This window comes from Pseudomonas sp. TMW22080 (genome assembly GCF_022496745.1).
GTDB lineage: Bacteria > Pseudomonadota > Gammaproteobacteria > Pseudomonadales > Pseudomonadaceae > Aquipseudomonas > Aquipseudomonas bubulae.
Genome location: NZ_SCFF01000004.1, coordinates 261,617 through 288,042, shown reverse-complemented (window position 1 = coordinate 288,042; position 26,426 = coordinate 261,617). Strand labels below are relative to the sequence as shown.

General features: G+C 59.1%; 31 protein-coding genes and 2 pseudogenes. 18 read left to right on the top strand and 15 right to left on the bottom strand.

The window, feature by feature from the left end:
- Positions 1-9 precede the first annotated feature (9 nt).
- Positions 10-1,503 carry a YifB family Mg chelatase-like AAA ATPase gene (locus EQV96_RS15555; protein WP_095020503.1) on the bottom strand — a complete coding sequence of 498 codons (1,494 nt, stop codon included), beginning with the start codon at positions 1,501-1,503 and terminating at the stop codon, positions 10-12.
- A gap of 175 nt (positions 1,504-1,678) precedes the next feature.
- On the opposite strand from EQV96_RS15555, the pseudogene EQV96_RS15550 reads away from it, so the two are divergent.
- Positions 1,679-1,957 (top strand): annotated as a pseudogene (locus EQV96_RS15550) (type II toxin-antitoxin system RelE/ParE family toxin).
- Between the two features lie 7 nt (positions 1,958-1,964).
- Positions 1,965-2,270, top strand: coding sequence for a HigA family addiction module antitoxin (locus EQV96_RS15545; protein ID WP_094999741.1), 306 nt, complete (start codon positions 1,965-1,967; stop codon positions 2,268-2,270).
- Between the two features lies 1 nt (position 2,271).
- Here the strand turns inward: EQV96_RS15545 and EQV96_RS15540 are convergent, their stop codons facing one another.
- Positions 2,272-2,700 (bottom strand): VOC family protein, encoded by a 429-nt coding sequence (locus tag EQV96_RS15540; RefSeq protein ID WP_240882173.1) that lies wholly within the window; start codon positions 2,698-2,700, stop codon positions 2,272-2,274.
- Between the two features lie 46 nt (positions 2,701-2,746).
- Positions 2,747-3,007 (bottom strand): accessory factor UbiK family protein, encoded by a 261-nt coding sequence (locus EQV96_RS15535; RefSeq protein WP_094999743.1) that lies wholly within the window; start codon positions 3,005-3,007, stop codon positions 2,747-2,749.
- Between the two features lie 416 nt (positions 3,008-3,423).
- Here EQV96_RS15535 and glnK point away from each other — a divergent pair, with 416 nt between their 5' ends.
- From glnK to sutA, 3 genes are all read left to right on the top strand, one after another.
- Positions 3,424-3,762, top strand: a complete 339-nt coding sequence (gene glnK / locus EQV96_RS15530) for a P-II family nitrogen regulator (protein ID WP_002555808.1) — start codon at positions 3,424-3,426, stop codon at positions 3,760-3,762.
- Positions 3,763-3,795: 33 nt separating this feature from the next.
- Complete coding sequence (locus EQV96_RS15525; protein WP_094999744.1) at positions 3,796-5,133, top strand: ammonium transporter; 1,338 nt, start codon at positions 3,796-3,798, stop codon at positions 5,131-5,133.
- 482 nt (positions 5,134-5,615) lie between these two features.
- Positions 5,616-5,942, top strand: a complete 327-nt coding sequence (sutA, locus tag EQV96_RS15520; RefSeq protein ID WP_094999745.1) for a transcriptional regulator SutA — start codon at positions 5,616-5,618, stop codon at positions 5,940-5,942.
- 168 nt (positions 5,943-6,110) lie between these two features.
- Here sutA and EQV96_RS15515 read toward each other — a convergent pair whose 3' ends face one another.
- From EQV96_RS15515 to EQV96_RS15490, 6 genes are read right to left on the bottom strand one after another with little or no spacing between them, the layout of a single operon-like run.
- The gene (locus EQV96_RS15515; RefSeq protein ID WP_094999746.1) at positions 6,111-6,797 is read right to left on the bottom strand and encodes an HAD-IA family hydrolase; all 687 of its coding nucleotides are present in this window, start codon (positions 6,795-6,797) and stop codon (positions 6,111-6,113) included.
- Entirely contained in the window at positions 6,794-7,690 is an 897-nt protein-coding gene (gene xerC, locus EQV96_RS15510) for a tyrosine recombinase XerC (protein ID WP_094999747.1), read from the bottom strand. The genes EQV96_RS15515 and xerC overlap by 4 nt, the downstream gene beginning before the upstream one ends.
- Positions 7,691-8,407, bottom strand: coding sequence for a DUF484 family protein (locus EQV96_RS15505; RefSeq protein WP_094999748.1), 717 nt, complete (start codon positions 8,405-8,407; stop codon positions 7,691-7,693).
- A gap of 13 nt (positions 8,408-8,420) precedes the next feature.
- Positions 8,421-9,251, bottom strand: a complete 831-nt coding sequence (gene dapF, locus EQV96_RS15500) for a diaminopimelate epimerase (protein ID WP_094999749.1) — start codon at positions 9,249-9,251, stop codon at positions 8,421-8,423.
- A gap of 4 nt (positions 9,252-9,255) precedes the next feature.
- A complete protein-coding gene (gene lysA / locus EQV96_RS15495; protein ID WP_094999750.1) occupies positions 9,256-10,503 on the bottom strand; it encodes a diaminopimelate decarboxylase in 1,248 nt (415 codons plus the stop codon).
- 9 nt (positions 10,504-10,512) lie between these two features.
- Complete coding sequence (locus EQV96_RS15490; protein ID WP_019828266.1) at positions 10,513-10,668, bottom strand: lipoprotein; 156 nt, start codon at positions 10,666-10,668, stop codon at positions 10,513-10,515.
- A gap of 203 nt (positions 10,669-10,871) precedes the next feature.
- On the opposite strand from EQV96_RS15490, the gene cyaY reads away from it, so the two are divergent.
- From cyaY to rnk, 3 genes are all read left to right on the top strand, one after another.
- Complete coding sequence (gene cyaY / locus EQV96_RS15485; protein WP_094999751.1) at positions 10,872-11,204, top strand: iron donor protein CyaY; 333 nt, start codon at positions 10,872-10,874, stop codon at positions 11,202-11,204.
- Positions 11,201-11,419 (top strand): DUF1289 domain-containing protein, encoded by a 219-nt coding sequence (locus EQV96_RS15480; protein ID WP_153326713.1) that lies wholly within the window; start codon positions 11,201-11,203, stop codon positions 11,417-11,419. Before cyaY ends, EQV96_RS15480 begins: the two co-directional genes overlap by 4 nt.
- A gap of 292 nt (positions 11,420-11,711) precedes the next feature.
- On the top strand, positions 11,712-12,125 hold the full coding sequence (rnk, locus tag EQV96_RS15475) for a nucleoside diphosphate kinase regulator (protein WP_019828269.1): 414 nt from the start codon (positions 11,712-11,714) through the stop codon (positions 12,123-12,125).
- 23 nt (positions 12,126-12,148) lie between these two features.
- Here rnk and EQV96_RS15470 read toward each other — a convergent pair.
- Positions 12,149-13,393: pseudogene (locus EQV96_RS15470) on the bottom strand (class I adenylate cyclase); the annotation flags it as partial.
- A gap of 33 nt (positions 13,394-13,426) precedes the next feature.
- The gene (locus EQV96_RS15465) at positions 13,427-13,675 is read right to left on the bottom strand and encodes a TIGR02647 family protein (protein WP_094999754.1); all 249 of its coding nucleotides are present in this window, start codon (positions 13,673-13,675) and stop codon (positions 13,427-13,429) included.
- 431 nt (positions 13,676-14,106) lie between these two features.
- On the opposite strand from EQV96_RS15465, the gene oscA reads away from it, so the two are divergent.
- The 5 genes from oscA to EQV96_RS15440 all read left to right on the top strand — a co-directional run bounded on the left by oscA (position 14,107) and on the right by EQV96_RS15440 (position 18,147).
- A complete protein-coding gene (gene oscA, locus EQV96_RS15460) occupies positions 14,107-14,289 on the top strand; it encodes a sulfur starvation response protein OscA (RefSeq protein ID WP_016782652.1) in 183 nt (60 codons plus the stop codon).
- A 65-nt stretch (positions 14,290-14,354) separates the two neighbouring features.
- Entirely contained in the window at positions 14,355-15,368 is a 1,014-nt protein-coding gene (locus EQV96_RS15455; RefSeq protein ID WP_095017852.1) for a sulfate ABC transporter substrate-binding protein, read from the top strand.
- 90 nt (positions 15,369-15,458) lie between these two features.
- On the top strand, positions 15,459-16,277 hold the full coding sequence (gene cysT, locus EQV96_RS15450; RefSeq protein WP_095017851.1) for a sulfate ABC transporter permease subunit CysT: 819 nt from the start codon (positions 15,459-15,461) through the stop codon (positions 16,275-16,277).
- Between the two features lie 13 nt (positions 16,278-16,290).
- The gene (cysW, locus tag EQV96_RS15445) at positions 16,291-17,163 is read left to right on the top strand and encodes a sulfate ABC transporter permease subunit CysW (RefSeq protein WP_094999757.1); all 873 of its coding nucleotides are present in this window, start codon (positions 16,291-16,293) and stop codon (positions 17,161-17,163) included.
- Positions 17,164-17,166: 3 nt separating this feature from the next.
- Entirely contained in the window at positions 17,167-18,147 is a 981-nt protein-coding gene (locus EQV96_RS15440) for a sulfate ABC transporter ATP-binding protein (protein ID WP_094999758.1), read from the top strand.
- A gap of 126 nt (positions 18,148-18,273) precedes the next feature.
- On the opposite strand, the gene EQV96_RS15435 is transcribed toward EQV96_RS15440, so the two are convergent.
- Both EQV96_RS15435 and prlC read right to left on the bottom strand, forming a co-directional pair.
- Positions 18,274-18,552 carry a YheV family putative zinc ribbon protein gene (locus EQV96_RS15435; protein ID WP_094999759.1) on the bottom strand — a complete coding sequence of 93 codons (279 nt, stop codon included), beginning with the start codon at positions 18,550-18,552 and terminating at the stop codon, positions 18,274-18,276.
- On the bottom strand, positions 18,549-20,627 hold the full coding sequence (prlC, locus tag EQV96_RS15430; RefSeq protein ID WP_218723731.1) for an oligopeptidase A: 2,079 nt from the start codon (positions 20,625-20,627) through the stop codon (positions 18,549-18,551). The genes EQV96_RS15435 and prlC overlap by 4 nt, the downstream gene beginning before the upstream one ends.
- Positions 20,628-20,702: 75 nt before the next feature.
- Here prlC and EQV96_RS15425 point away from each other — a divergent pair, with 75 nt between their 5' ends.
- Positions 20,703-21,251 carry a gamma carbonic anhydrase family protein gene (locus EQV96_RS15425; RefSeq protein WP_095017850.1) on the top strand — a complete coding sequence of 183 codons (549 nt, stop codon included), beginning with the start codon at positions 20,703-20,705 and terminating at the stop codon, positions 21,249-21,251.
- Between the two features lie 22 nt (positions 21,252-21,273).
- On the top strand, positions 21,274-21,921 hold the full coding sequence (locus EQV96_RS15420; RefSeq protein WP_094999761.1) for an HAD family hydrolase: 648 nt from the start codon (positions 21,274-21,276) through the stop codon (positions 21,919-21,921).
- A gap of 100 nt (positions 21,922-22,021) precedes the next feature.
- Here EQV96_RS15420 and EQV96_RS15415 read toward each other — a convergent pair whose 3' ends face one another.
- Positions 22,022-22,501 (bottom strand): Mpo1-like protein, encoded by a 480-nt coding sequence (locus EQV96_RS15415; RefSeq protein ID WP_240882172.1) that lies wholly within the window; start codon positions 22,499-22,501, stop codon positions 22,022-22,024.
- Between the two features lie 121 nt (positions 22,502-22,622).
- Between EQV96_RS15415 and EQV96_RS15410 the strand changes: the two genes are divergently transcribed.
- The 3 genes from EQV96_RS15410 to EQV96_RS15400 all read left to right on the top strand — a co-directional run bounded on the left by EQV96_RS15410 (position 22,623) and on the right by EQV96_RS15400 (position 25,157).
- Complete coding sequence (locus EQV96_RS15410) at positions 22,623-23,204, top strand: alpha/beta hydrolase (protein ID WP_094999763.1); 582 nt, start codon at positions 22,623-22,625, stop codon at positions 23,202-23,204.
- Positions 23,205-23,253: 49 nt separating this feature from the next.
- Positions 23,254-24,150 (top strand): sigma 54-interacting transcriptional regulator, encoded by an 897-nt coding sequence (locus tag EQV96_RS15405; protein ID WP_240882171.1) that lies wholly within the window; start codon positions 23,254-23,256, stop codon positions 24,148-24,150.
- A 224-nt stretch (positions 24,151-24,374) separates the two neighbouring features.
- Complete coding sequence (locus EQV96_RS15400) at positions 24,375-25,157, top strand: MetQ/NlpA family ABC transporter substrate-binding protein (protein ID WP_095017848.1); 783 nt, start codon at positions 24,375-24,377, stop codon at positions 25,155-25,157.
- 51 nt (positions 25,158-25,208) lie between these two features.
- On the opposite strand, the gene EQV96_RS15395 is transcribed toward EQV96_RS15400, so the two are convergent.
- On the bottom strand, positions 25,209-26,372 hold the full coding sequence (locus tag EQV96_RS15395) for an AAA family ATPase (RefSeq protein ID WP_095020495.1): 1,164 nt from the start codon (positions 26,370-26,372) through the stop codon (positions 25,209-25,211).
- Between the last annotated feature and the right edge of the window lie 54 nt (positions 26,373-26,426).

The window sequence follows — 26,426 nt, the reverse complement described above, 5'->3', positions numbered from 1 at the left end:
CCGCCATAATCAGCCACTGAATGGCCGATATTGCAACGCCTCTGCGAGATGCTTGCGCTCTATATTGTGTGCCTGCTCCAGGTCCGCCAGGGTCCTTGCCACTTTCAGCAGTCGGTGTGCCGCTCGCAGTGACAAGGTCATGCGCTCGCAAGCCGCCTCCAGCCAGCTGTTATCCATATCGCTCAAGCGGCATTGGGTTCGCACGCCCGGCAGATCGAGAAAGGCATTGGCGCAGCCCTGACGTTGCAGTTGGCGCTCACGCGCTGCAGCCACAAGCCCGGCGGCGTTGGCCGTGGTGTCACCTGAGGCAAGCGGCGGGTTGAGAGAGGTGGTCTCGCGGGCTACGGTCAGGTGCAGGTCGATGCGATCGAGCAACGGGCCGGAAAGTTTGTTGCGATAGCGCTGGATTTGCTCCGGTGTACAGCGGCAGCGGCCAGTGGGTTCGCCAAGATATCCACAGGGGCAGGGATTCATCGCCGCAACCAGTTGGAAGCGCGCCGGAAAACGCATGCGATCTTTCGCCCGTGCAATCACGATAAAGCCGCTTTCCATGGGCTCTCGCAAGACTTCCAGAACCTTGCGATCAAACTCGGGAAGCTCATCCAGAAACAATACGCCGTGATGGGCCAGGGTTATTTCCCCGGGCCGCGGTTTGGAGCCGCCGCCCACCAGCGCCGGCCCCGAGGCCGAATGATGAGGTTGGCGAAACGGTCGCTGTGGCCAGCAGTTCAATGGCACCTGGCTGGCCACTGACTGAATGGCGGCCACTTCCAGCGCCTCTTGCTCATTGAGCGGTGGCAACAAGCCGGGCAGGCGGCTGGCCAGCAAGGTTTTACCCGTGCCCGGCGGCCCGGTAAACAGCAGGTTGTGACTGCCAGCAGCAGCGACCAGCAATGCCCGTTTGGCCGAAAGCTGCCCTTGGACATCGCTCAGGTCGGGATAGGGTTTGCTGATATGCAGCAAGCCGCTGGGGATATAGGGCTCTATCACCTCCCGACCTGCGAAATGGGCCACCAACTGCAACAAGTGCTCGGCCGCAATTACTGTCAGCCCGCAGGCCAGGCAGGCTTCTTCGGCATTGGCCTGCGGTACCACCAGCGCCCGGCCTGCGGCCCTTGCTGCCAGGGCGGCAGGCAATATGCCCTGCACTGGCCTGATTGCGCCCGATAGCGCCAGTTCGCCCAAACACTCCACCTGCTCCAGCGCCACAGCCGGCAGTTGCCCGCTGGCCGCCAAAATGCCCAGGGCAATGGCCACATCAAAACGCCCGCCGTCCTTGGGCAGGTCGGCGGGCGCGAGGTTGAGGGTGATACGCCGGGCCGGGAAATCCAGGGTGGAGTTGATGATTGCGCTGCGTACCCGGTCTTTACTTTCCTTGACCGCTGTTTCGGGCAAACCAACCAGCGTCAACGCAGGCAACCCATTGGCCAGATGCGCCTCGACCGTAACGGCAGGCGCCTCGACACCCACCTGGGCGCGGCTGTAAACAATCGCCAGAGCCATGACTCATTCCTTGAGTTCGCAAAAAAACCATGGTGCGCGAATCTCAAGCCAGGGGCAGGCATGGAATGGATACGGGATGTTAACGGGTATGGGAGCACGGCCAATGAACTGCCAAAGTGCGGTGGCGAAAAAATTATAAGACCCTACTATTAATCAATAACGTTATTCATTAATCATGATTGTAAGTTTTAAATGCAACAGAACTGAAAGTCTGTATCGAAATGGCAAGACGCGCTTATGGTCAGACATTCTCAATGTCATTGAATGAAAATTAACCATGCTGGACGCTGCAAGCGTGCTGACAGATCTAGCGTCACCACCTGGCAACCGGCTCGAGGCTCTCAGCGGTACACGCAAGGGCCAGCACAGCATCCGCATCAACGCACAATGGCGAATCTGCTTCGTCTGGGGCGCCAATGGCCCTGAAGCAGTAGAAATAGCTGATTACCAATGAGGTCATCATGATCAAAAATGGCATGCGCCCGGTTCACCCGGGTGAAGTTCTCAAGGAAGAATACCTTGAGCCCCTGAGCCTCTCGTCTGCTGCTTTGGCCAGGGCGCTGGGGGTGTCCGCGCCGACGGTCAACGATATCGTGCTGCAGCGCCGTGGCGTCAGTGCCGATATGGCACTGCGCCTGTCAATTTGCCTGGCAACCACCCCGGAGTTCTGGCTTAACCTGCAAACCACTTACGACCTGCGCACAGCAGAAATCGACCGCGGTGCAGCGATTCGCGAACAGGTGCAACCCATTCACCACTGCGCCTGACTCACTGCTCCAGCGCTCGGGTCCCCAGATCCTCGGCAAAGCGCAACAAATAGCCATCGGGGTCGAGCACCAAAAAGTTGCACTCGCCAAACAGCACTTTATTGCTGCGGTACCAGCGTTCTTCCAGGGGTTTGCGCAGGGTGTGGCCAGCGGCTTGCAGGCGCTCGATCAGGCAATCGGCATCCGGGCATTTGATCGACAGGTTCATGCCCCGGCCGAACGGCTGCTCCAGCGGGCCGACCCGCCAGGAAGACTCTTCGAGGTCGTCCTGTTCCAGCATCAACTGGCTGCCATGGAATGACAGAAACGCAAAAAGATGCTCGGGCCGTTGGTACTCGATCTTGAAACCGAGCACTTCACAGTAAAAATGCAGACTGCGCGAAAGGTCCGAGACGATCATCTCGGGCACTAGCGGGTTCATCACCAGCATATAAAAACATCCTTGTTAATACAGGCGAATGCACCGCCTTTGAGCGTTATTCGCTCGGCGGCAACAGCCTTGCTTCCATTTCGGCCACTTTGGCCTCCAGGCTTTCGAGGCGAGCACGGGTGCGCGCCAAAACCACCATCTGGCTGTCGAACTCTTCGCGGCTCACCAGATCAAGCTTGCTGAAACCGCTTTGCAGCAAGGCTTTGAACTGGCTTTCGATTTCATTGCGCGGCAGCGCGGTTTCGCCACTGAACAAGCGGGAGGCGTGGCCGCCAAGGGCGTCGAGAAAATCTTTGGGCGCGAGCATGGATAAGGTCCTTAAAACTGATGGTGACGAGTGTATCACGGGGTGTAGGCCCCCATTGGCGGGGGCTTTCTGCACATTTTTCGCGCACCACCCCCGCAAGCTTCGCACCATCTTCGAGCACAAATACCCCGAGAAATCAGGCAAAAAGCCATCAACTTCCTCTAAATCGCTGTAATTATTGATTTTTCCAGACATGGCAAGGTTTCTGCTAAGACCAACATGACTCATGCACTGATGCAGTAGCTGTGACGAAGGCAGTGCGGCAGGTGGTTCAAGGAGTGTTTTCGTCACCAGCGATTTACACACGTTGTACAGCCTGAAGAAGGCTGACGATGCGTTACAAAGCCAGACACTGCGCTTAGACTTGAGCCGGGTTTGTTTTCCTGGGGCAAGTCCACCAATTCGGGAGAAGTTTCATGAAGCTAGTCACCGCCATTATCAAGCCGTTCAAGTTGGATGACGTGCGCGAGTCGCTGTCTGAGATCGGCGTACAAGGCATTACCGTTACTGAGGTCAAAGGCTTCGGCCGTCAGAAGGGCCATACCGAGCTGTATCGCGGTGCGGAATATGTGGTCGATTTTCTGCCAAAGGTGAAGATTGATGTCGCCATTGACGACAAGGATCTTGATCGGGTTATCGAGGCGATCACCAAGGCTGCCAACACCGGCAAGATTGGTGACGGCAAGATTTTCGTAGTCAATCTGGAACAGGCTATTCGCATCCGTACCGGCGAAACCGATACCGACGCAATCTAAGCCGCCAAACCCAACGCCCCAGGAGAAAACACTATGACTCTGCGTAAAATCGCAGGGCTCGGAGCCCTGTTGTCCGTCGTAATGCCTGGCCTGGCCATGGCGGCAGACGGAGTGGCTGCTCCAGTCCTCAACTCCGGCGACACCGCCTGGATGCTGACTGCTACAGCCTTGGTGCTGTTTATGACCATTCCCGGCCTGGCGCTGTTCTACGGCGGCATGGTGCGCTCCAAAAACATTCTTTCCGTGATGATGCAGTGCTTCGCCATTACCGGTCTGATCAGCATTCTGTGGGTCATTTACGGCTACAGCATCACGTTCGACACCACGGGCATGGAGCAGGGCGTCACCAACTTCAATTCCTTTATCGGCGGGTTTGGCAAAGCATTCCTGGCGGGTGTAACGCCTGAAAGCCTGACCTCATCCACCGCGCTGTTCCCGGAAGCCGTGTTCATCACCTTCCAGATGACCTTCGCCATCATCACCCCGGCGCTGATCGTCGGTGCCTTTGCAGAGCGCATGAAATTCTCCGCCATGCTGATCTTCATGGGCGTGTGGTTCACCCTGGTGTACGCACCGATTGCGCACATGGTGTGGAGCGGCAACGGCGGCCTGCTGTGGGACTGGGGCGTACTCGACTTTGCGGGCGGCACTGTGGTGCATATCAACGCCGGTATCGCCGGCCTGGTAGCGTGCATCGTGCTCGGCAAGCGCAAAGGCTACCCAAGCACCCCGATGGCGCCACACAACCTGGGTTACACCCTGGTGGGCGCTGCCATGCTGTGGATCGGCTGGTTCGGCTTCAACGCAGGCTCTGCAGCGGCCGCCAACGGTACTGCCGGCATGGCCATGCTGGTGACCCAGATCGCCACCGCAGCCGCAGCCCTGGGCTGGATGTTTGCCGAGTGGATTACCCATGGCAAACCTAGCGCACTGGGCATCGCCTCGGGCGTGGTAGCAGGCCTGGTGGCAATCACCCCGGCTGCCGGCACCGTAGGCCCGATGGGCTCGGTGGTGATCGGCTTGTCGGCTGGCGTGATCTGCTTCTTCTGCGCCACCAGCCTCAAGCGCAAGCTGGGCTACGATGACTCGCTGGATGCGTTCGGTGTGCACGGTATCGGCGGTATCGTCGGTGCAATCCTCACCGGCGTGTTTGCAGCCCCGGCACTGGGCGGCTTCGGCACCGTGACCGACATCGCAGCGCAAGTCTGGATCCAGTTCAAGGGCGTAGCCTTCACTGTGGTCTACACCGCGATCGTCACCTTCATCATCCTCAAGGTACTGGATGCCGTGATGGGGCTGCGCGTGACAGAAGAGGAAGAGGCTGTGGGCCTCGACCTGGCTCAGCACAACGAGCGTGGTTACAACCTGTAAGGTTCCCTCTATAAAAAAACCCGGCGTGCCGGGTTTTTTTTTGCCGGTAATAAGGCGATATTCGGTGCTATGAAATGATTTCCCCTACAGGTTATTGGGGTTGCGAAGTTCTACGCTTGTTTATGCGACCCGTGCTTGCGACACAACTCGACTATTAGCCGCTTTGCTTTTTTCTTCAGCACGCTAGAATGCGCGCCGAGGGCAGAAAACAATGCTCGAGTACGACGAAGGCGAGGATGATCTCCCGACGCTTTCAAGGCCCGTGATCCGTGTGCTGGAGCATTCGGCACAGGGCGCCTGGCGAGGTGTTAATTCAGGCGGATGCCGTGATGATGGTGGTATTCGCCAAACCCTCTTCACCTTACAACGATGAAGAGGCGTAAGCCGCGGTTTGCCCAAGGCTACTTTTTCACCAGCGGTGGTCGACAGTCGCCACAGCTGGTCTATAACTAATCTGCTATACGTATGTCATGGGGTAGAACATGAGCGACGACGATCTGGAAAACGATGACCTCGAAGTAGGCGAAGACGACGATACCGAAGAGGGCCTGGAAACGGCCGCCGAGGATGTTGCAGACGACGATGGTGGCGATGATGCGCCGGCCCCTGCGGCCAAAGGCAAGTCAAAGGCCGCTGTGTCGGTTGATGACCTGCCGAGCGTAGAAGCTAAAAACAAGGAGCGTGATGCTCTGGCCCGCGCCATGGAAGAGTTTTTGTCCAAGGGCGGCAAGGTGCAGGAAGTTGAGGCCAATGTGGTGGCTGACCCGCCCAAAAAGCCTGACAACAAGTACGGCAGCCGTCCTATCTAAGGATAAGGACCGCTTGCATGCTTGAAGAAAAAACCCGCCGTCGCTGCGGGTTTTTTTGTGGGCGTTGGAAAACTTCACATCCCTGTGGCGCGGGCTTATCGTGATTGCAACATTCCGGTTTGTCTGGCGACCGCGGTGCCTGCAACGCGAGCAAGCCCGCTCCCACAGTTACAAGTGCTTCAACACCAGCGGCAACTCGCTCAAACAGCCAATTTCCGCATCGGGAGCCTTGTCCCCGTCCCAGTGCTTGCCGCCGGGGTTGAACCACACTGCACGCAGGCCTGCCAATTGCGCTCCGGCAATATCGTCACCGGGGTGATCGCCCACATGCACCGCCGCCCCTGCTGCCACGCCACCGCGCGCCAGCGCTTCGTGAAACAGGCGCGCGTCCGGTTTGGCAATGCCAATGTCTTCAGCACACAACACAAACTTGAAGTGATGGCCCAAACCTATTCTTCGCACATCGGCGTTACCGTTGGTCACCACACCCAGGGCGTAATCCCGTGCCAGCACCATCAGGGTCGGCTCGGCCTGGGGGAATACGTCCAGGGCGTGACGCGCCTCAATAAACACCTCAAAGGCATCATCGGCCAAAGACGCAGCGTTGGCGTAACCCGCACCGTGCAGCGCATGAAACAGAATGCGCCGACGCAGGGCACTGATCCGGTGCTTGAGCTGCGGCTCCTCGCTCAATACCCGCTCGCGAATCGCCTGGAAATGCCCGGCCTCAACAGCGCCCAATTTTGGTGCGTTATCCGTCAGCCAGTTACGCAACACGGCTTCAGCGCTGACGATCACCGGGGCGGTGTCCCACAGAGTGTCGTCGAGGTCGAAGGTAATCAGCTCAATCGTCATTCACTGTCCTTACTGCGTTTGGCCCTTGGATGGGCGCTGTCGTAGACCGATGCCAGATGCTGGAAATCCAGATGAGTATAAATTTGCGTGGTTTTGATGTCCGCATGCCCGAGCAACTCTTGCACGGCACGCAAGTCCTGGGAGGACTCCAGCAGATGGCTGGCAAATGAATGGCGCAGCATGTGCGGGTGCAGATTCTGTCCCAGCTCACGCTCACCGGCAGCCTTGACCCGCATTTGAATTGCCCTTGGCCCAAGGCGCGTACCACGCTGGCTGACGAATACGGCGTCGTCCTTGGGGTTGGCCAGCAACCGCACTGCCAGCCAGGCCTGAAGCGCCTCCCGGGCCTTCTTGCCGACGGGCAGCACGCGGGTCTTGCTGCCTTTGCCGAGCACTTCGACCAGCCCGTCAGCCAGATCCAGCTGTTCCAGATTTAGCCCGGTCAGCTCCGACAAGCGCAGGCCCGACGAGTAAAACAGCTCCAGAATGGCCTGATCGCGTTGGGCCAGAAAATCGTCCTCGACACCACCCTCCAGCAATTGCAGGGCGCGATCGGTATCCAGGGTCTTGGGCAGGCGACGTTCGCCTTTTGGCGGGGCCAGGCCGTTTGCCGGATCGTGGTCGCACAGGCCTTCTCGATTGAGGTAGTGATAAAGCCCGCGTACCGCCGACAGCAGACGGGCAATACTGCGCGAGGACTGCCCTTGCTGATGCAGACGCGACACCAGTTGGCGCATGCGCTGGATATCCAGTGCCGCCCAGCTGGGGATTGATTCCTTGGCGCAAAACGCCAGCACCTTGTTCAGGTCGCGGCGGTAGGCCTCAAGCGTATGCGGGGACACCTGGCGCTCACTGCGCAGGTGAATGCAGTAAGCGTCCAGTTGCCGTTCCATCTAGCGCACCGAGCGCAGCGCGTTGGTAAAGCGCGGCAGCACCCGGCCCAGCACTTCGGCGATATAGCCGAGGAACAGCGTGCCCACCGAGCTTTTGTAGTGCTGCGGATCGCGACTGGCAATCGCCAGTACACCGTGCAACCCCAGATGATTAAGGGCTACCACGGCCGTGGAACCGATTTGCTTGCGCTGCTCTTCGCCAAACAGGAAGTCCAGCTCGTGCTCGCGCAAGCTGCCGCTGACGGTCTTGCCTTCAGTCAACAAGCCACCCAGCGCCCGTTGCGCATCGGCGCTGCTGACCCAACGGCCGACCGGCATCGGGTTGTCACCAAACAGCACCAGGCTGACAAAGGGCACCTGGAAGTCCTGGCGCAGGCTGTCTTCGACGGCAATCACCAGCTCTTCGAGGCTGGTGGCGTCCATCAGGGCCAGGTTCAGGCGACGGGTTTTTTCGAACAGACGGTCGTTGTCACGGGCCACGTCCATCAGTTGCGACAAGCGATGACGCATCTCGATATTGCGACTGCGCAGCAGCTCCAGTTGACGTTCCACCAGCGAAATGGTGTCGCCACGCTGATGCGGAATGCGCAGCGACAGCAACAGCTCTTCGCGCTGGCTGAAGAAATCCGGATGCTCCTGCAGATACGCTGCAACCGTTGCGGCTTGCGAGTTATCCACAGGGACGTCGAGTGCTGCTGGCTGCGTCTTGTCGGTCATCGGTTGCGCTCGCTCATAAACGGACTTGTCCTTCGTAAACACGCATGGCCGGGCCGGTCATGATCACAGAGTGGCCAGGGCCTGCCCATTCGATGGACAACCGGCCGCCAGGCAGATCGAGGATCAGCGGTGAGTCCATCCAGCCCTGGCTGATGGCTGCCACGGCCGCTGCACAGGCACCGGTGCCGCAGGCCTGGGTTTCCCCGGCGCCGCGTTCCCAGACCCGCAGTTGCCCGCGCTGACGATCTATCACGTGCAGAAAACCGACATTGACCCGTGCGGGAAAGCGCGGATGGTGTTCAATTTTGGGGCCCAGTTCATGCACCGGTGCAGCGTTGATATCGTCTACGCGCAGCACCGCATGGGGGTTGCCCATCGAAACGGCAGCCAACTCGACGGTCTGGCCATCGACATCCAGCTCATAGCTCAACGCCTGGGCGTCGGCCACAAACGGGATATCTGCCGGAACCAGGCGCGGCGGCCCCATGTCGACGCTGATTTGCCCATCGCTGCGCACGTTCAGTTCGATAATGCCGCTCTTGGTTTCGACCTTGATCTGGCGCTTGGTGGTCAGGCGCTTGTCGAGCACGAAGCGCGCAAAGCAGCGCGCCCCGTTGCCGCATTGCTCCACTTCGGAACCGTCGGAGTTGAAGATCCGGTAACGGAAGTCCACCTCCGGGTTACTCGGTGCTTCAACGATCAATAGCTGATCAAAGCCGACACCCGTGTGCCTGTCACCCCATTGCTTGGCATGCTTGGGCAGGATGTGCGCGTGCTGGCTGACCAGGTCGAGAACCATGAAATCATTGCCCAGGCCGTGCATTTTGGTAAAACGCAGCAACATGGGTTTACTCCGGCAGCAGGCTTTCGCCAGCAAACAACTCGGCAACGGTCTCGCGACGACGCACTTCAAACGCCTGATCGCCATCCACCAGTACTTCGGCGGCGCGGCCACGGGTGTTGTAGTTCGAGCTCATGACAAAACCATAGGCACCGGCCGAATGCACGGCCAGCAAATCACCTTCGGCCAGCGCCAGCTGGCGGTCCTTGGCCAGGAAGTCACCGGTTTCGCAGATCGGGCCGACGATGTCGTAGGCGCGGGCTTCGCTGTCACGCGGGCGAACTGCAGTCACGTCCATCCAGGCCTGGTACAGGGCCGGGCGGATCAGATCGTTCATCGCCGCATCGACGATGGCGAAATCCTTGTGCTCGGTGTGCTTGAGGTACTCGACCTGAGTCAGCAGCACGCCAGCATTGGCCACGATGTAACGACCCGGCTCGAACACCAGCGCCAGGTCACGCCCGTCGAGGCGCTCACGCACGGCCTTGATGTAATCACCGGCCAGTGGCGGCTCTTCATCGCGGTAACGCACGCCCAGGCCGCCACCGAGGTCGATATGGCGCAGGTAGATGCCGCAATCGCCCAGTCGGTCGATCAGTGCCAGCAGGCGGTCGAGAGCGTCGATGAACGGTTCGAGGGTGGTCAGTTGGGAGCCGATATGGCAATCGACACCGACCACTTCCAGGTTCGGCAATTGAGCGGCACGGATGTAGACATCTTCGGCGTCAGCGATGGCGATGCCGAACTTGTTTTCTTTCAGACCGGTGGAGATGTACGGGTGGGTTCCCGCATCGACGTCCGGGTTGACCCGCAGCGAAATCGGGGCGCGAACGCCCATTTCGGCGGCCACCACCTGCAAGCGCTCAAGCTCTTCGGTGGACTCGACGTTGAAACAGTGCACGCCCACTTCCAGAGCGCGACGCATGTCATCGCGGGTTTTGCCGACACCGGAAAACACGATCTTGTCAGCCGTGCCGCCAGCGGCCAGAACACGCTCCAGCTCGCCACGGGACACGATGTCAAAACCGGCGCCCAGACGCGCCAGGACATTGAGCACGCCCAGGTTGGAGTTGGCCTTGACCGCGAAGCACACCAGGTGCGGCATGCCGTTCAGGGCATCGGCGAAAGCGTTGTACTGCGCCTCGATGTGTGCCCGGGAATAAACATACGTCGGCGTGCCAAAACGCTCGGCAATGGCCGTCAGCGCAACACCTTCGGCGAACAGCTCGCCGTCCCGGTAATTAAAAGCGTCCATGGTGTTCCCTTATTGGTGCTTGTGCGATTGCGATTGCGACGACTTCGCTTGGTCTTCAGGGGATTTGCTGTCATCGGGAAGATACAGCGGTCCTTTTTGACCACAGGCAGAAACAAGGCAGGCGACCGCGACGAGCGCAGCAATAGAAGAGATCAGGCGCTTCATGGCGAAATCCTTTGAAAAGCATTAATTGCGCCCGAGTATACCGAGCACCCACCAGCTTGCCTATGCAGCAGAGCGGCCGAGCGTTACGTCCTGTGTGGATGATCAGTGGTCGCGGGCAGATGGCTGTTATGGGGTTTGCAATCGGCCTGGAGCGCCCGTATCTTGCGAGCTCCGAGCATGACTAGATATTACGAGGTTCCACCATGAGTTTGACTGAAGCCCGTTTTCACGATCTGGTCGATGCCACCCAGGAAAATCTGGAAGACATCTTTGATGACTCTGATCTGGATGTAGATGTAGAGAATTCCGCCGGCATCCTGACAATCAAGTTCGAGAATGGCAAAGCCCTGATCTTCAGCCGTCAGGCGCCGCTGCTGCAGCTCTGGCTGGCGGCCCCCAGCGGCGGTTTTCACTTCGACTACGATGAAAAACGCAGTTCGTGGAAGTGCGATAAAAGCGACGAGCTGCTCAGCGAAATGGTTCAGCGCCTGACACTGGAACACGCAGGCGCCGAGCTGGAATTTGAAGAGATCTGACAGTGACCGCTTCTGCTAAACCTGCAAAACCGCTCTACAGTAACGTCAGTCCGGCAGTGCCGTCCCCCTGCATCAGCACCTGCCGGCTGGATGAGCACAAAGTCTGCCTGGGCTGTTTTCGCCACGTTGAAGATATTCGCGAGTGGCGCTCGGCAGACGACCAGCGGCGCCGGGTGATTTGTGAACAGGCCCAATTGCGGCAGCGGCTCCCGTAGCAGCTGCCGCAGGCTGCGTTCGATTGCGTAGCAATCGCAAAACCTGAGCCCTTTGTTCAACTGACACACCGCAGAGCCTGACTTTACGACGACTGCGTCGCCGAACGCAGCCTTCGGCAGCTGCTACGGATAATCGTCGTACGCAATCAGGGGGCAGTGTCCCCCCTGCTTGTGTATTTATTTTGCTGTGGTAGTGTCCGGGTTCGCCTCGCACTAACGAGGTTCGTCAAAACCCCGCCATATTCCGGCGGGGTTTTGCTTTTTCGTGCAGAAAAAAGGAGTCTGCCAGGTCATGAGCACACCAACCCCACTCATCCTCACCCGCCTGGACGTACAGCGTCTGGAGCAATTGATCGACAGCTTGCCAGAAACGACTCCTGGCATTGAGGCACTGCAAGCCGAGCTCGATCGCGCCGAAACCATCGTTGGCCACGAAGAAGTGCCTGCCGGCGTCGTGACCATGAATTCCCGTGTGCATTGTCGCGAAGAAAGCAGTGGCAAGGACTACCGCCTGACGCTGGTATACCCAAAAGACGCCAACGCCGACGAAGGCAAGATTTCGATTCTGGCCCCTGTGGGCAGCGCGTTGCTGGGGCTGCAAGTTGGCCAGCACATCAACTGGCCTGCTCCCGGTGGCAAGACCCTCAAGCTGGAACTGCTTGAAGTGGAATACCAGCCAAAAGCAGCAAGCGATTTCAGCGCTTAAGACCTTCCGGATCAGTCATGTCACAGCGCAGGCGTTTGCTCGTCACGGGCAAACTGACGCAAAGACCGGTAGCTGACGCTCAGCTCCCGGGCCAGGGCCCGACGCTCATGACTGACCTGCTGCGCCTGCCATTGCGAGCGATTGTCGAGCATTGCCAGGTGCTGCTCATCCCAGCCCCATTCGCGGGTCAGGCGCTTGAGTAACCGCCGCTGCCACAACATGCCTGCCTCGCCATTGCTCAACTCGTGGCCGACCTTCAGGTAGAGGCTGCGGCGAACCAGTTCCAGTCGCTGCAACTCACCCCGGCCCTCCAGGTAACGCTCAATACGTCGGTAAACCACCACGTAGGGGTCCATCTCATCCAGGTCCAGTTGATTGGCGTACACCCTCTGTTTGAACCCCAGGCTCAGGCAGCTCACCTGCGGGTGCTCGCTGGCGTACACCTCAATCAGCAGCAGCTTGAGCAGCGACTTGTAGGGCGCCTCAATGCCCTTGAGCAATTGCCACAGCCCGGCGCCCAGAAACTCGCCGGGGGCAATATGGGCCAGGTGGCCAAGATCAATGGTTTCGTCACGGTCGATTACCCCTGTTTCCAGTAGCCCACAGGCGAATTCAGCGTAGCGCGCTTCCTCATGCACCGGCACCCACCACCACATCGGTGTGCGCCCGGCGAGCCAGATGGCGGTGCGATAAAACTCATCGAGCAGCAACCTCTGTCGTGGCTCGTCGCCCTCGTCGTTGCGCAATTGTGCATCGATCAAAAAGAAGTGTGCTTCACAGCCCTGGCTCGTCGCCCAGGCTTCCAGGCGTCGGCATTTTTTGCGCAAGGCCGACACGGCGGCATCATTCAAGTCCGGAGCGAGGCAAACCCACACGTCCATATCGCTTTGCGCGGTCTGGGCCAATGTGCCGAGGCTGCCCATCAAAAAAAGTCCATGGATCGGTTGTGACTGGCAAGCGTTGCCCATGCTGCAAGAAAAGTCGTGAACCAGATGTCGGGCAGAGGCGAGGGCGAGTGCGTCAGGTTTATAACCCGACACCCCGGCGGGAGTGCAGTCAGACACATAACCGGGCAAGAGCGGGTGATTGATATGAAAGAGCAGCGCCAACAGGTTCAGTAGCGCTTGTTGGCGAGGGGCCAACCCCTCTACCGCTCGGGCCAGGCGACCCTGATTGACGCGCAAAAAGCGCCCACGCAACTGCTGGAGAACCTGTCGCTCAGTTCTCTGGTTCAGTGCGGGCGGAGATAAGTGTGCCCGCGGAATCATTAATCGTTCAGATCCCGAGGGCGGGGCGTGGCGTCAGGCAACTTCTTTGGATTCAACAAGAATCGACAGCAGTACTTGGACACTTTCGGCAGCATCACGTCCCAGGCTTGTCAGATAGCCACCATCGGGTTGATCGATCAGTTTTTTCTCGAACAGGCGCTGCGCCGCGGCGACTTTTTCTGGCGCGGCATGTTGATGAATCTTCAGGCCCTCAAGGGTACTTTCCAAGTCAAACAGTGCAAGGACTTCCAGTTCGGCAACCAACTCAGGGGTAAACGACATAAAGACTCCAGACTATGCAGGAAAAGACGACAGCCGCTCTAAGGTGATCCCACTTGTGCTGACTGTCCAGCAACAGTTCCCACCTTTGCAAAACATCCTGTCGTTATAAGGCAGTTGGAGTGTAGTCGCGTCCCAGTTTGCCGCTGGGAAATTCGTAGCAGCTGCCGAAGGAACGAGGCTGCGTCCGGCCGCGCCGCGGTCGTAAAACCGAACCCTGGGCTGTGTCAGAAAAACATCGCGCGCAGTATTTACGGTCGCTTCGCAACCGGACGCAGCCCTCGGCAGCTGCTACACATGGTGCTCAAGCGCCTATTTTGAGCTTTCAGTTATATAAACATTCTTAAATAGTATTTTTAAGAATATCTACACCTCACTACTATTGCCCCTACGCCAGCAACCCTGTCGGCACCCCATTTTTCAGGAGCAGCACCATGAGCGCATCTCTGCGTAGCGTTGACGGCCAGGACGAAGCAACCATCCTGCGGGAAATCCAGAGCGCGCTGCGAGACCTGCGCTTTGGTGCTGTGGAAATCACTGTGCATAACGCGCAAGTGGTGCAGATCGAACGCAAAGAGAAATTCCGCCTGCAAAACCCGAGTCAGAAAAACGCCTGAATCGTTCAAGCGCATTCACCTGAGTGCGCTCAATAAAAATTAAAAAATGCTTTGGAGCCTCACCTATGTCCCTACGCCGTTACGCTTTGGCCGCGCTGGCCAGTGCCATTTTTGCTGGCTCCGCTGTAGCCAAAGATTACGAGTTGTTGAACGTTTCCTACGATCCAACCCGCGAGCTGTACCAGGATTACAACACTGAGTTCACCCAGTTCTGGAAAGCCAGCCACCCGGGTGACAACGTCAAAATCCAGCAATCCCACGGCGGCTCGGGCAAACAGGCCCGCGGCGTGGTCGACGGCCTGCGCGCTGACGTGGTAACCCTGGCCCTGGCCGGTGACATCGACGAAATCGCCAGGCTGAACAAGGGCTCGCTGCCGGAAAACTGGCAAACCCGCCTGCCGGACGCCAGCACCCCGTACACCTCGACCATCGTGTTCCTGGTGCGCAAGGGCAACCCTAAAGGCATCAAGGACTGGGGCGACCTGACCAAGGACGGCGTATCGGTCATTACCCCGAACCCTAAAACCAGCGGCGGCGCGCGCTGGAACTTCCTTGCAGCCTACGCTTACGGCCTGAAAGCCAACGGCGGCAACGAAGAAAAAGCCAAAGAATATGTAAAAACCCTGTTCAAACACGTGCCAGTGCTGGACACCGGTGCACGCGGTTCGACCATCACCTTCGTCAACAACGGTCAGGGTGATGTGTTGCTGGCCTGGGAAAACGAAGCATTCCTGGCACTCAAGGAAGATGGCGGTACCGATAAATTCGACATCGTCGTACCTTCCCTGTCGATCCTGGCTGAGCCGCCAGTGGCTGTAGTCGACAAAAACGCCGATAAAAAGGGCAATGCCGAAATCGCCAAAGCCTACCTCGAACACCTGTACAGCCCGGCCGGCCAGGAAATTGCTGCAAAAAATTTCTACCGCCCGCGTGACGCAGCAATCGCTGCCAAGTACGCACAGCAGTTTCCGAAACTGGAACTTGTGACTATCGACAAAGACTTCGGTGGCTGGAAAACTGCGCAGCCGAAATTTTTCAATGACGGTGGTGTGTTCGACCAGATCTACCAGGCGCAGTAACCTGTGGGGTGGGGCCTTTGGCCTCGCTGAAAGCTAGAACATAGAGCCCGCGACCGAGTTGCGGGCTTCGTGCGTTAACCAAGGACTCTTATGTCTCGTCGTATCTCCCCCGTCATACCCGGCTTCGGGCTGACACTGGGCTACACCTTGGTGTACCTCAGTCTGATTGTGCTGATCCCGCTGGCTGCGATGTTCGTGCATGCCGCCCAACTGACCTGGGACCAGTTTTGGGCCATTATCACTGCCCCCCGGGTGCTGGCCGCCCTGCAACTGAGCTTTGGCACCGCCTTTGTCGCCGCCATTATCAACGGCGTGATCGGCACCGTGCTGGCCTGGGTGCTGGTGCGCTATACCTTCCCCGGACGCAAGGTCATCGATGCCATGATCGACCTGCCGTTTGCCCTGCCGACTGCCGTGGCCGGTATCGCCCTGACAGCCCTGTACGCCCCCAACGGCTGGATCGGCCAGTTCGCCAACGACCTAGGTTTCAAGATTGCCTACACCCCGATGGGCATCACCCTGGCACTGACGTTCGTCACGCTGCCGTTTGTGGTGCGTACCGTGCAGCCAGTGCTGGCCGATATCCCCCGTGAAATCGAAGAAGCCGCTGCCTGCCTGGGCGCCAAGCCCCTGCAAGTGTTCCGCTACATCCTGGTGCCAGCCTTGCTGCCCGCCTGGTTGACCGGTTTTGCCCTGGCCTTTGCCCGCGGTGTGGGCGAGTACGGCTCGGTGATTTTTATCGCGGGTAACATGCCGTTCAAAACCGAAATCCTGCCGCTGCTGATCATGGTCAAGCTGGACCAGTACGACTACACCGGCGCCACGGCCATTGGCGTGATGATGCTGGTGGTTTCCTTCATTTTGCTGCTGATCATCAATTTGATTCAGCGTCGCATCGAAAAACCGTGAAGGAGGCCTGACCATGTCCAGCTCAACACAGAGCGCTTCATCCGTGGCCAATGCCGCCCGCCGTGGCAGCCCGCTGTCGCGGCGCCTGCTGATCGGCTTCGGCTGGTTGTTTTTCACCCTGTTCCTGCTGCTGCCGCTGCTGATCGTGGTGTCCCAGGGTTTGAAAATGGGGGTCGGTACTTTTTTCGACGCCATCCTCGAACCCGACGCCCTGTCGGCCCTCAAGCTGACCATTATCGCCGTGGTGATTTCGGTGCCACTGAACGTGGTCTTCGGCGTCAGCGCGGCCTGGTGCGTGAGCAAGTACAGCTTTCGCGGCAAGAGCATCCTGGTCACCCTGATCGACCTGCCGTTTTCGGTCTCACCGGTGATCGCCGGTCTGGTCTACGTGCTGATGTTTGGCGCGCAGGGCTTTCTCGGTCCGTGGTTGCAGGACCACGACATCCAGATCGTATTCGCCTTGCCGGGTATCGTGCTGGCCACCATCTTCGTGACCGTGCCCTTTGTGGCCCGGGAACTGATCCCGCTGATGCAGGAGCAGGGCACTCAGGAAGAGGAGGCCGCACGCCTGCTGGGCGCCAATGGCTGGCAAATGTTCTGGCACGTGACCGTACCCAATATCAAATGGGGCCTGATCTACGGCGTGGTGCTGTGTACTGCGCGGGCGATGGGTGAGTTCGGTGCGGTGTCGGTGGTTTCCGGGCACATTCGCGGGGTGACCAACACCCTGCCGCTGCACGTCGAGATTCTCTACAACGAATACAACCACGTTGCCGCCTTCGCCGTGGCCACCCTGTTGCTGATCCTGGCTCTCTTCATCCTGCTGCTCAAGCAGTGGAGCGAATCCCGTATTAACCGCCTGCGCGCCAGCGCCGCGGAGGAATAAACCATGTCGATCGAAGTCCGTAACGTCAGCAAGAACTTCAATGCCTTCAAGGCCCTGAACAGCATCAATCTGGACATTCATAGCGGTGAGCTGGTGGCCCTGCTCGGCCCGTCGGGCTGCGGCAAGACCACTTTGCTGCGCATTATCGCCGGCCTCGAAACCCCGGACGAAGGCAACATCGTGTTCCACGGTGAAGACGTCTCTGGGCACGATGTGCGTGATCGCAACGTCGGTTTTGTGTTCCAGCATTACGCCCTGTTCCGCCATATGACGGTGTTCGATAACGTGGCTTTCGGCCTGCGCATGAAGCCGAAAAAGGAACGCCCGAGCGAAACCCGCATCGCTGAAAAAGTCCACGAGTTGCTGAACATGGTGCAGCTGGACTGGCTGTCGGATCGCTACCCTGAGCAGCTGTCAGGCGGTCAGCGTCAGCGTATCGCCCTGGCCCGTGCCCTGGCGGTAGAACCCAAGGTACTGCTGCTGGACGAACCGTTTGGTGCGTTGGACGCCAAGGTGCGCAAAGAACTGCGCCGCTGGCTGGCGCGCCTGCACGAAGATATCAACCTGACCTCCGTGTTCGTGACCCATGACCAGGAAGAAGCGATGGAAGTCGCCGACCGTATCGTGGTGATGAACAAGGGTGTAATCGAGCAGATCGGCTCACCGGGCGAAGTCTATGAAAACCCGGCCAGCGACTTTGTGTATCACTTCCTGGGTGACTCCAACCGCCTGCATATCGGTGAGGACCAGCATGTGCTGTTCCGTCCGCATGAAGTGTCACTGTCGCGTCACGAGATCGAAGACCATCATGCTGCAGAGGTGCGTGACATTCGCCCATTGGGTGCAACCACGCGGGTGACATTGAAGGTTGAAGGGCAGAGCGAGTTGATCGAAGTGGAAGTGGTCAAGGACCATGACAGCCTGACCGATCTGGCGCGCGGCGAGACGTTGTTCTTCAAGCCCAAGGTGTGGCAGAAGGCTTAAAAGCACGAGCGCCCTCACCCCAACCCTCTCCCGGAGGGAGAGGGGGCTTGATCTATGGCGTTGCGTGAATCTGCTTTTGACTTCAGTCCCCTCTCCCTCCGGGAGAGGGTGAGGGGCTGTTGATCTTCAGGGCTTTTTCAGTTTCGGATTAGGAAAAAACTGCACCGCCTGCACCTTGGGATCCGGTGCTTTTTTCAGCGCTGACGTATTGACCCGCGTACCCAACTCCTTGGGCACCGACAAACCCTGTTCATTCAACGTATCCGAATAACCGCAGGCCACGCATTCGCGGTGCGGCACTTCGTCTTCGTTCCACATCATCAACTTGTCAGGTTCGCTGCACGCCGGGCAGACAGCCCCGGCGATAAAGCGTTTTTTGCTCACGTTCACCGGTGCATCACTCATGCTGCCGAGTCCTCGGTCAGGCCGCTGTGACGCAACAGGGCGTCAATCGACGGCTCACGGCCACGGAAGTCCTTGAACAGCTCCATCGGTGCCTTCGAGCCGCCACGGGCCAGGATCGCCTGGCGGAACGCTTTGCCGGTGTGCGGGTTGAACACGCCTTCTTCTTCAAAACGCGAGAACGCATCGGCCGACAGCACTTCTGCCCACTTGTAGCTGTAGTAACCCGCCGCGTAACCGCCGGCGAAAATATGCGCAAAGCTGTTCGGGAAGCGATTGTAGGCAGGCGGACGCATCACCGAGACTTCGTCGCGGATGCCGTCAAGCACCTGCGCAACGCTGCGACCGTCACCGTGGGTGGCGTGCAGTTCGAAGTCAAACAACGAGAACTCCAGCTGACGAATCATCATCAGCCCAGATTGGAAGTTCTTGGCTGCGAGCATTTTATCCAGCAGGTCTTTTGGCAGTGCTTCGCCGGTTTCGTAGTGGCTGGAAATCAGCGCCAGGCCTTCAGGTTCCCAGCACCAGTTCTCCATGAACTGGCTCGGCAGCTCGACCGCATCCCAGGCTACGCCGTTGATGCCCGACACACCCGCGTGTTCGATCTCGGTCAGCATATGGTGCAAGCCGTGGCCGAATTCGTGGAACAGGGTAGTCACTTCGTCGTGGGTCAGCAGTGCAGGCTTGCCCGCAACGGCTGGAGTGAAGTTGCACACCAGGTTGGCCACCGGGCTTTGCAGCTTGCCGGCTGCGGTGCGGCGACGGTCGCGAGCACCGTCCATCCAGGCACCGCCACGCTTGTTGGCGCGGGCATAGAGGTCGAAGAAGAAGCGCCCGACGTGCTGGCCGTTTTCCTTGATTTCGAACAGGCGAACATCCGGGTGCCAGGTATCGAAACCTTTGATTTCGGCAATTTCGATGCCGTACAGGCGCTGGACAATGGCGAACAGCCCGCCCAGTACCTTGTCGATCGGGAAGTAGGCGCGCAGGGCTTCTTGCGACACGCTGTAGCGCTGCTCACGCAGCTTTTCGCCAAAGAAGCCGGTGTCCCAGCTTTTCAGCTCAGGGGTACCTTGCTCGCTGGCGTAGGCTTGCAGTTGCTCAAGGTCGCGGGCAGCGAACGGCTTGCTGCGCTTGGCCAGGTCACGCAGGAAGGTCAGCACCTGATCCGGTGTCTCGGCCATTTTGGTGGCCAGGCTCAGCTCGGCGAAGCTGGCAAAACCCAGCAGCTTGGCCAGCTCCTGACGCAGGTCGAGAATTTCTTCCATTACCGGGCCGTTGTCGAACTTGCCGGCATTCGGGCCCTGGTCCGAGGCGCGGGTGCAGTAAGCCGCGTAGACTTCTTCGCGCAGGGCGCGGTCTTCGGCGTAGGTCATCACCGGGAAGTAGCTGGGGAACTCGAGGCTGATCAGCCAGCCGTCCAGGCCCTTGGCCTGTGCGGCAGCCGCCATTTGCGCCTTGGCCGAGTCGGTCAGGCCCGCCAGTGCTGTTTCGTCGGTGATGTGCTTGGTCCAGGCCTGGGTGGCGTCCAGCAACTGGTTGGAGAACTTGCTGCCCAACTCGGAAAGCTTGCTTTGTACCTCGGCGTAACGCTTTTGCTCGGCCTCCGGCAGGTCGATACCCGACAGGCGGAAGTCGCGCAGCGAATGCTCAAGAATGGTTTTCTGGGCCTGGTCGAAGTCGCCGACTTGCGGGCTGTGGGCCAGGGCTTCAAAGGCCTGGAACAGTTCGCGGTTCTGGCCCATCTCGGTGGAGTAAGCGCTCAATGCCGGCAGGCAGGCCTCATAGGCTTCACGCAGCTCTGCGCTGTTGCACACCGCGTTAAGGTGGCTGACCGGGCTCCAGGCCGCGCCCAGCCGGTCGTTCAACTCATCCATCGCCATTACCAGGCCTGCCCATGTCGGGTTCTGGCCCTGATCCTTGAGGATGGCTTGAATGCCGGCACGGTTGTCGGCGAGGATCTGCTCGATGGCCGGCTGTACGTGCTCAGGACGGATCGCCGAGAACGGCGGCAGGTCATAGGGCTGCAATAGAGGGTTGTTCTCGCTCACGTTTGGCACCTTGGCTGGAAGAAACATTGGCTCATCTTAATTACAATCGACGCTGACCGCAGCATTGCAACGCCCTATTACGGCTAAAGAAGGAAGCTATTTGTGTCCATTCGTCCATTCCAGCAGCACACACCGACCTTGGGCGAGCGTGCCTTTGTCGATCGCTCGGCGGTGGTGATCGGTGACGTCGAAATCGGCGCCGACAGTTCCATCTGGCCACTTACCGTGATTCGCGGCGATATGCACCGCATCCGCATCGGTGCGCGCACCAGCGTGCAGGACGGTTGCGTACTCCACATCACCCACGCCGGGCCCTTCAACCCTGAAGGCTTCCCGCTGCTGATCGGTGATGACGTGACCATCGCCCACAAAGTCATGTTGCACGGCTGTAACGTGGGCAGCCGCATCCTGATCGGCATGGGTAGCATCGTGATGGACGGCGCCGTGATTGAAGACGACGTGATCGTCGGCGCGGGCAGTCTGGTGCCACCGGGCAAACGCCTGGCCAGCGGCTTTCTGTATGTGGGCAGCCCGGTGAAGCAAGTGCGCGAATTGACCGAAAAAGAAAAGGCCTTCTTTACCTACAGTGCCGGCAATTACGTCAAGCTCAAGGACCAGCACTTGGCCGAAGGCTACGCCCAGCCCGTTTAAGCCCCCCTTTTTGGAGCCCTGCATGCATTACCAGAACGTATTGTTCGACCTCGATGGCACCCTGACCGACCCACGGGAAGGGATCACCCGCTCGATCCAGTTCGGTTTGAGCAAACTGGGCATTGATGAGCCAGACCTGAGCAAACTCGAGCACTTTATCGGCCCGCCGCTGCTGCAACAGTTCATGGCCAGTTATGGCTTCGACGAGGCGAAGGCGTGGGAGGCGATGGGCTTTTACCGCGAGCGTTTTGCCGTGACCGGGCTGTACGAAAATGAAGTGTTCGAGGGTGTCACTCCCTTGCTGGAAGAGCTGGTTGCACAGGGCCGCCAACTGTTTATCGCTACCTCAAAGCCGCATATCTATGCCCGCGAAATTGCCCGCCACTTTGATTTCGCCAGGCACTTCAAGGTGATCTACGGTAGCGAGCTGGACGGTACCCGCACCAACAAGGTTGAGCTGATTGCCCATCTGGTCAACGAACAAGGACTGGACCCGGCGCAAACCCTGATGATCGGTGATCGCAAGCACGACCTGATCGGTGCCCGCGACAACGGCATGGACGCAGCGGCGGTGGGCTATGGCTTTGGCAGCTTTGAAGAGCTGAACTCGTTTGCACCCAAGTACCACTTCGAAACCCTGGCGCAGTTGCATCAGGCGTTCAAGCGCTGACCTGCCCTTGTGGGAGTGGGCTTGCCCGCGATGGCCACGACGCGGTGACTCTTTCACCCTGCGGTGGCCCAATCGCGAGCAAGCCCGCTCCCACAATGCGCTAACCGGCGCGCAGCGCCATCTCCCGACGCAAATCCTCGCGCCAGCCCAGCAAAAACCCCAGTTCCACCACCACGAACAGCGGTCCCACGATCAGCCCGGTGACGTCATCGATAAACGCCGGCTTGCGCCCCTCGTAGTAATGCCCGACAAACTGAAACACCCAGCCCACCACAAACAGTCCAATGCCCCAGCCCAGCCAGGCAGCGGTGCCCAACCCCGCCAGTGCGTGCCCCAGCCACACCGTCAAAGCCAGCAGCAGCGTCATCAACAACCCCAGGCGCAACTCAAGGCGCAGGTAAAACACGGCACTGGCCAGCATCACCAGCACTGCCGGTGAAATACCCATCCATTGCGGGCGCGACAGCAGCGTTGCAACGGCAATCACGATCAGCGGGATGCCCACGAAATGCGTGGCGATATTGTGCGGGTCGCGGTGATAGGCAGCATATTGGCTCAAATGGTCGACCAGGATTTTCATGGTGCAGAACCCTCAAGTTTTTATTTTTAGTTATAAACAAATAGCTTCTTATTCCTTAGCGAATCTAAAAACCGTCCCTATACTGACTCGGTAACACACATACCGCTGGAGGCGCACACCCATGGGCAATGATTCGATTCGCTATTTGATAGTGCCGGGCTGGCAAGGTTCGTCCGACGATCATTGGCAAACCCACTGGCAAAACAGCTTGCCGAACAGTGCTCGGGTGGAGCAGGCCGACTGGCTGACGCCCCGCCGCGAAGACTGGATCGCCGCCCTGGCCGAAGCCATTGCTGCCGACAGCACCCCCGTGATCCTGATCGCCCACAGCCTGGGTTGCATTACCGTAGCCCATTGGGCCGAGCGTGCGCCAGAAAGCCTGTTAAACCAAGTGCGCGGCGCGTTGCTGGTGGCCCCGGCAGACGTCGAGCGCCCGGCCTGTGCGCCGGCCTTGCGCAACTTTGCCCCGATCCCGACCCGGTCGTTGCCTTTTCCAAGCCACATCGTCAGCTCGGATAACGATGGTGCTGTCAGCGCGCCACGGGCTATGGAATTTGCCCGTCAATGGGGCGCCGAGATCGGCATCATCAGCGGCGCCGGGCATATCAACGTTAAATCCGGACACCAGCGCTGGGAGCAAGGCTTCGCCTTTTTATACCGCCTGCAAACCCGTATCGAGCACGGCGCCCTGCGTCGCGCGTGAATTCCTGTAACGCCCGCGCCCACCCTCCGGCGGCGGGCGGGAGCCTGCCATGAGCCTGCATGAAACCTTCGGTCAGCCGCTGCTGACCTTTCCTGACGCGGAAAAAAGCCCGCTGAGCATTCGCGCCAAAGCGCTGGTGTTTGTCGACCCCCGCTCGCGCCAATTACGCAACGATCTGGAGCTGCTCGCGCCGCGCGCCTTGCCCGTGCTGATTCGTGGTGAAACCGGCAGCGGCAAAGAGCTGCTCGCTCGACATATCCACCGCGCCAGTGACCGCACCGGCCTGTTTGTGTCAGTCAATTGCGGTGCCATCAGCCCCACTTACGCTGACGCCGAGCTGTTTGGCTATGCCGCCGGAACACACAGCAGTTCGGCCAGCAGCCGCGCCGGGTGGTTTGGTTCGGCCAATGGCGGGACTCTTTATCTGGACGAAATCGGCGACTTGCCATGGGCAATCCAGACCAAGCTGCTGGCGGCCCTGGAAACCCACGAAGTTACCCGTGTGGGCGCCCATCAACCGAGCCCGGTGGACGTGCGCCTGGTGGCGGCCACCAGTATCGATCTGGCGCAGGCGGTGGCTGCCGGAAAATTCCACGAGCGGCTGTATCACTACCTCAGCGAAGGGCGGCTGGACTTGCCCGCGTTGCGCGAGCGGCCGGGAGACATCCTTTCGCTGGCCGAATATTTCCTGGGCATTTACAGCCAGCGCCTGAACCTGCCCGTGCCGTTTATCAGCGACAGAGCCCAGCGGGTACTTGAGCGCCACAGCTGGCCGGGCAATACCCGTGAGCTGGAAAACGTGATTCATTTTGCTTTGCTGGTGAGCACGGGCGAGGAGATCCAGCCCGAGCACTTGAACCTGCCTGACGCCCTGAGCCAGATCGAGCTGTTTGTAAAAGGCGCCACGGCACAGGAGTTGGCGGCGGTCAGGCAGTTGTTGCCTTGACCCTGTGGGAGCGGGCTTGCCCGCGATGGCAGCGACGCGGTGTATCTGTCACACCACGGCGTTCCTGTCGCGGGCAAGCCCGCTCCCCAAAAAAAACTCAAGTGAACAAAATGGCATAAGAAGCTGAATAAATATTATTGTTCTGGAATAAAGAAACTCGGTATTGTCCGCTTCGTCTTCCAGGAAAACCCTCATACGAACGGTCACACACATAAGGGTATCGCATGAAAAAGGTTCTGTTGTTTACCGCATTGGCGGCTGCTTTGACTGCAGGCCTGGCACAGGCTGGCGAAAAACTGGTGGTTGCCGCTACGCCGGTGCCTCACGCCGAAATCCTTGAGCTGATCAAACCAACCCTCGCCAAAGAAGGCGTGGATCTGGAAATCAAAGTGTTCACCGACTACGTGCAACCTAACGTGCAAGTGGCCGAAAAACACCTGGACGCCAACTACTTCCAGACCCTTCCATACCTGGAAAGCTTCAATAAAGGCAAAGGCACCAACCTGACCACCGTGATCGGTGTTCACGTTGAACCCTTCGGTGGCTACTCGAAGAAAGTCAAAAACCTGTCCGAGCTTAAAGACGGCGCAACCATCGCTATCCCTAACGAAGGCAGCAACAGCGGCCGTGCCCTGATTCTGCTGCAAAAGGCCGGTCTGATCGAACTCAAAGACCCGACCAACGCTGTGTCGACCCCGAAGGACATCGCCAAGAACCCGCACAACTTCAAGTTCAAGGAACTTGAGTCCGCACTGCTGCCACGGGTGCTGGACCAGGTTGACCTGGACATGATCAACACCAACTACGCGCTGGAAGCAGGCCTGAACCCGGCCACTGACGCGCTGATCATCGAAGGTGCTGATTCGCCATACGTGAACTTCCTGGTTGCCCGCCCTGACAACAAGGACAGCGTCGCAATCCAGAAGCTGGCCAAGGCCCTGACCAGCCCTGAAGTAAAAGCCTTTATTGCTGAAAAATACAAAGGTGCGGTACTGCCAGCGTTCTGATTACACGCCAGGCTACTGAAAACGCCGACGGCTTTTATAGCGTCGGCGTTTTTATTTGTCGGGCCAATACCAGGCGGGCTGGTCCAGCATGCGTTGGCCGACCACTTCTGTCTGGCCAAGGTTTTTTTCCAGCACGATGCAGTTGCACTCAGGGTCTTGTTGCAGGGCGGCGATCAGACGCCGGGCATGGGATACCACCCACACCTGCGAGTGCTGCGAAGCACTGATGATCAGCCGCGCCAGCGCGGGCAACAAATCGGGGTGCAAGCTGGTTTCCGGTTCGTTGAGCACCATCATGCTCGGCGGACGCGGGGTCAGCAAAGCCGCAACCAGCAGCAGATAGCGCAAGGTACCGTCCGAGAGCTCGGCGGCAGACAACGGGCGCAGCAGCCCCTCTTGATAAAACTCGATATAAAAATGCCCGCCGGGCACACATTCGATTTCCAGCCGTGCGCCAGGGAATGCATCGCTGATCGCGGCATGCAAGGCTTCAGGGTTGCCGACCTCAAGGATTGTTTGCAACGCAGCGGCCAGATCACGGCCATCATGATGCAGCACCGGCGTGCGCGTGCCCAGTTGTGGTTGGCGCACAGGCGCGTCGGGGTCAGTGCGAAAGTGATCGTAAAAACGCCAGCCACGGATGGACTCGCGCAACTGCAACACTTCAGGGGATGCCTGCAAGCTGCCGACCTGATCGAACAGGCTGTCGAAAAGCGGCGTGTGCTGTGCCAACACCTGCCAGTTGCGGCCGTCACGGGCGCGGATCATGGGGCCTTTACGTTCAACCAGCTCGCTGGCCGGGCGGTAAAAAGGCCCTGCCCAGAGGCTCTCATGCTTGATCTGCGGGTCGAGGTTGAACTGCGTGCGTCCGGGTATCGGCAAGCCCAGGGCGATGGCGTAGCTGAAGTCTTCTCCGGCAAAACCAAGGCGCAGGCGCTTGGCTTCCTGGCGCACGCTGGCGTTGACATCAACCTCGCCCAGCTTCATGCGGCGGGAGATCACCTCAGGCCCGGCCCAGAACGTCGAGCTCAGGCCGCCTTCACGGGCCAGGGCATTGACCACACCCCCCTGGGCGGTTTCGGCCAACAAGCGCAGGGCGCGATAAAGGTTGGATTTGCCACTGCCATTGGGGCCGGTGATCAGATTCAGCCGGGCCAGGGGCACCACCAACTGATTGATGGAACGGTAGTTGGCCACGGCCAGGGTGGTGAGCATGGGGTGACCTCATTTCGTGAAACTGATAGGCGGTAATAGAGTCCCACAGACGCT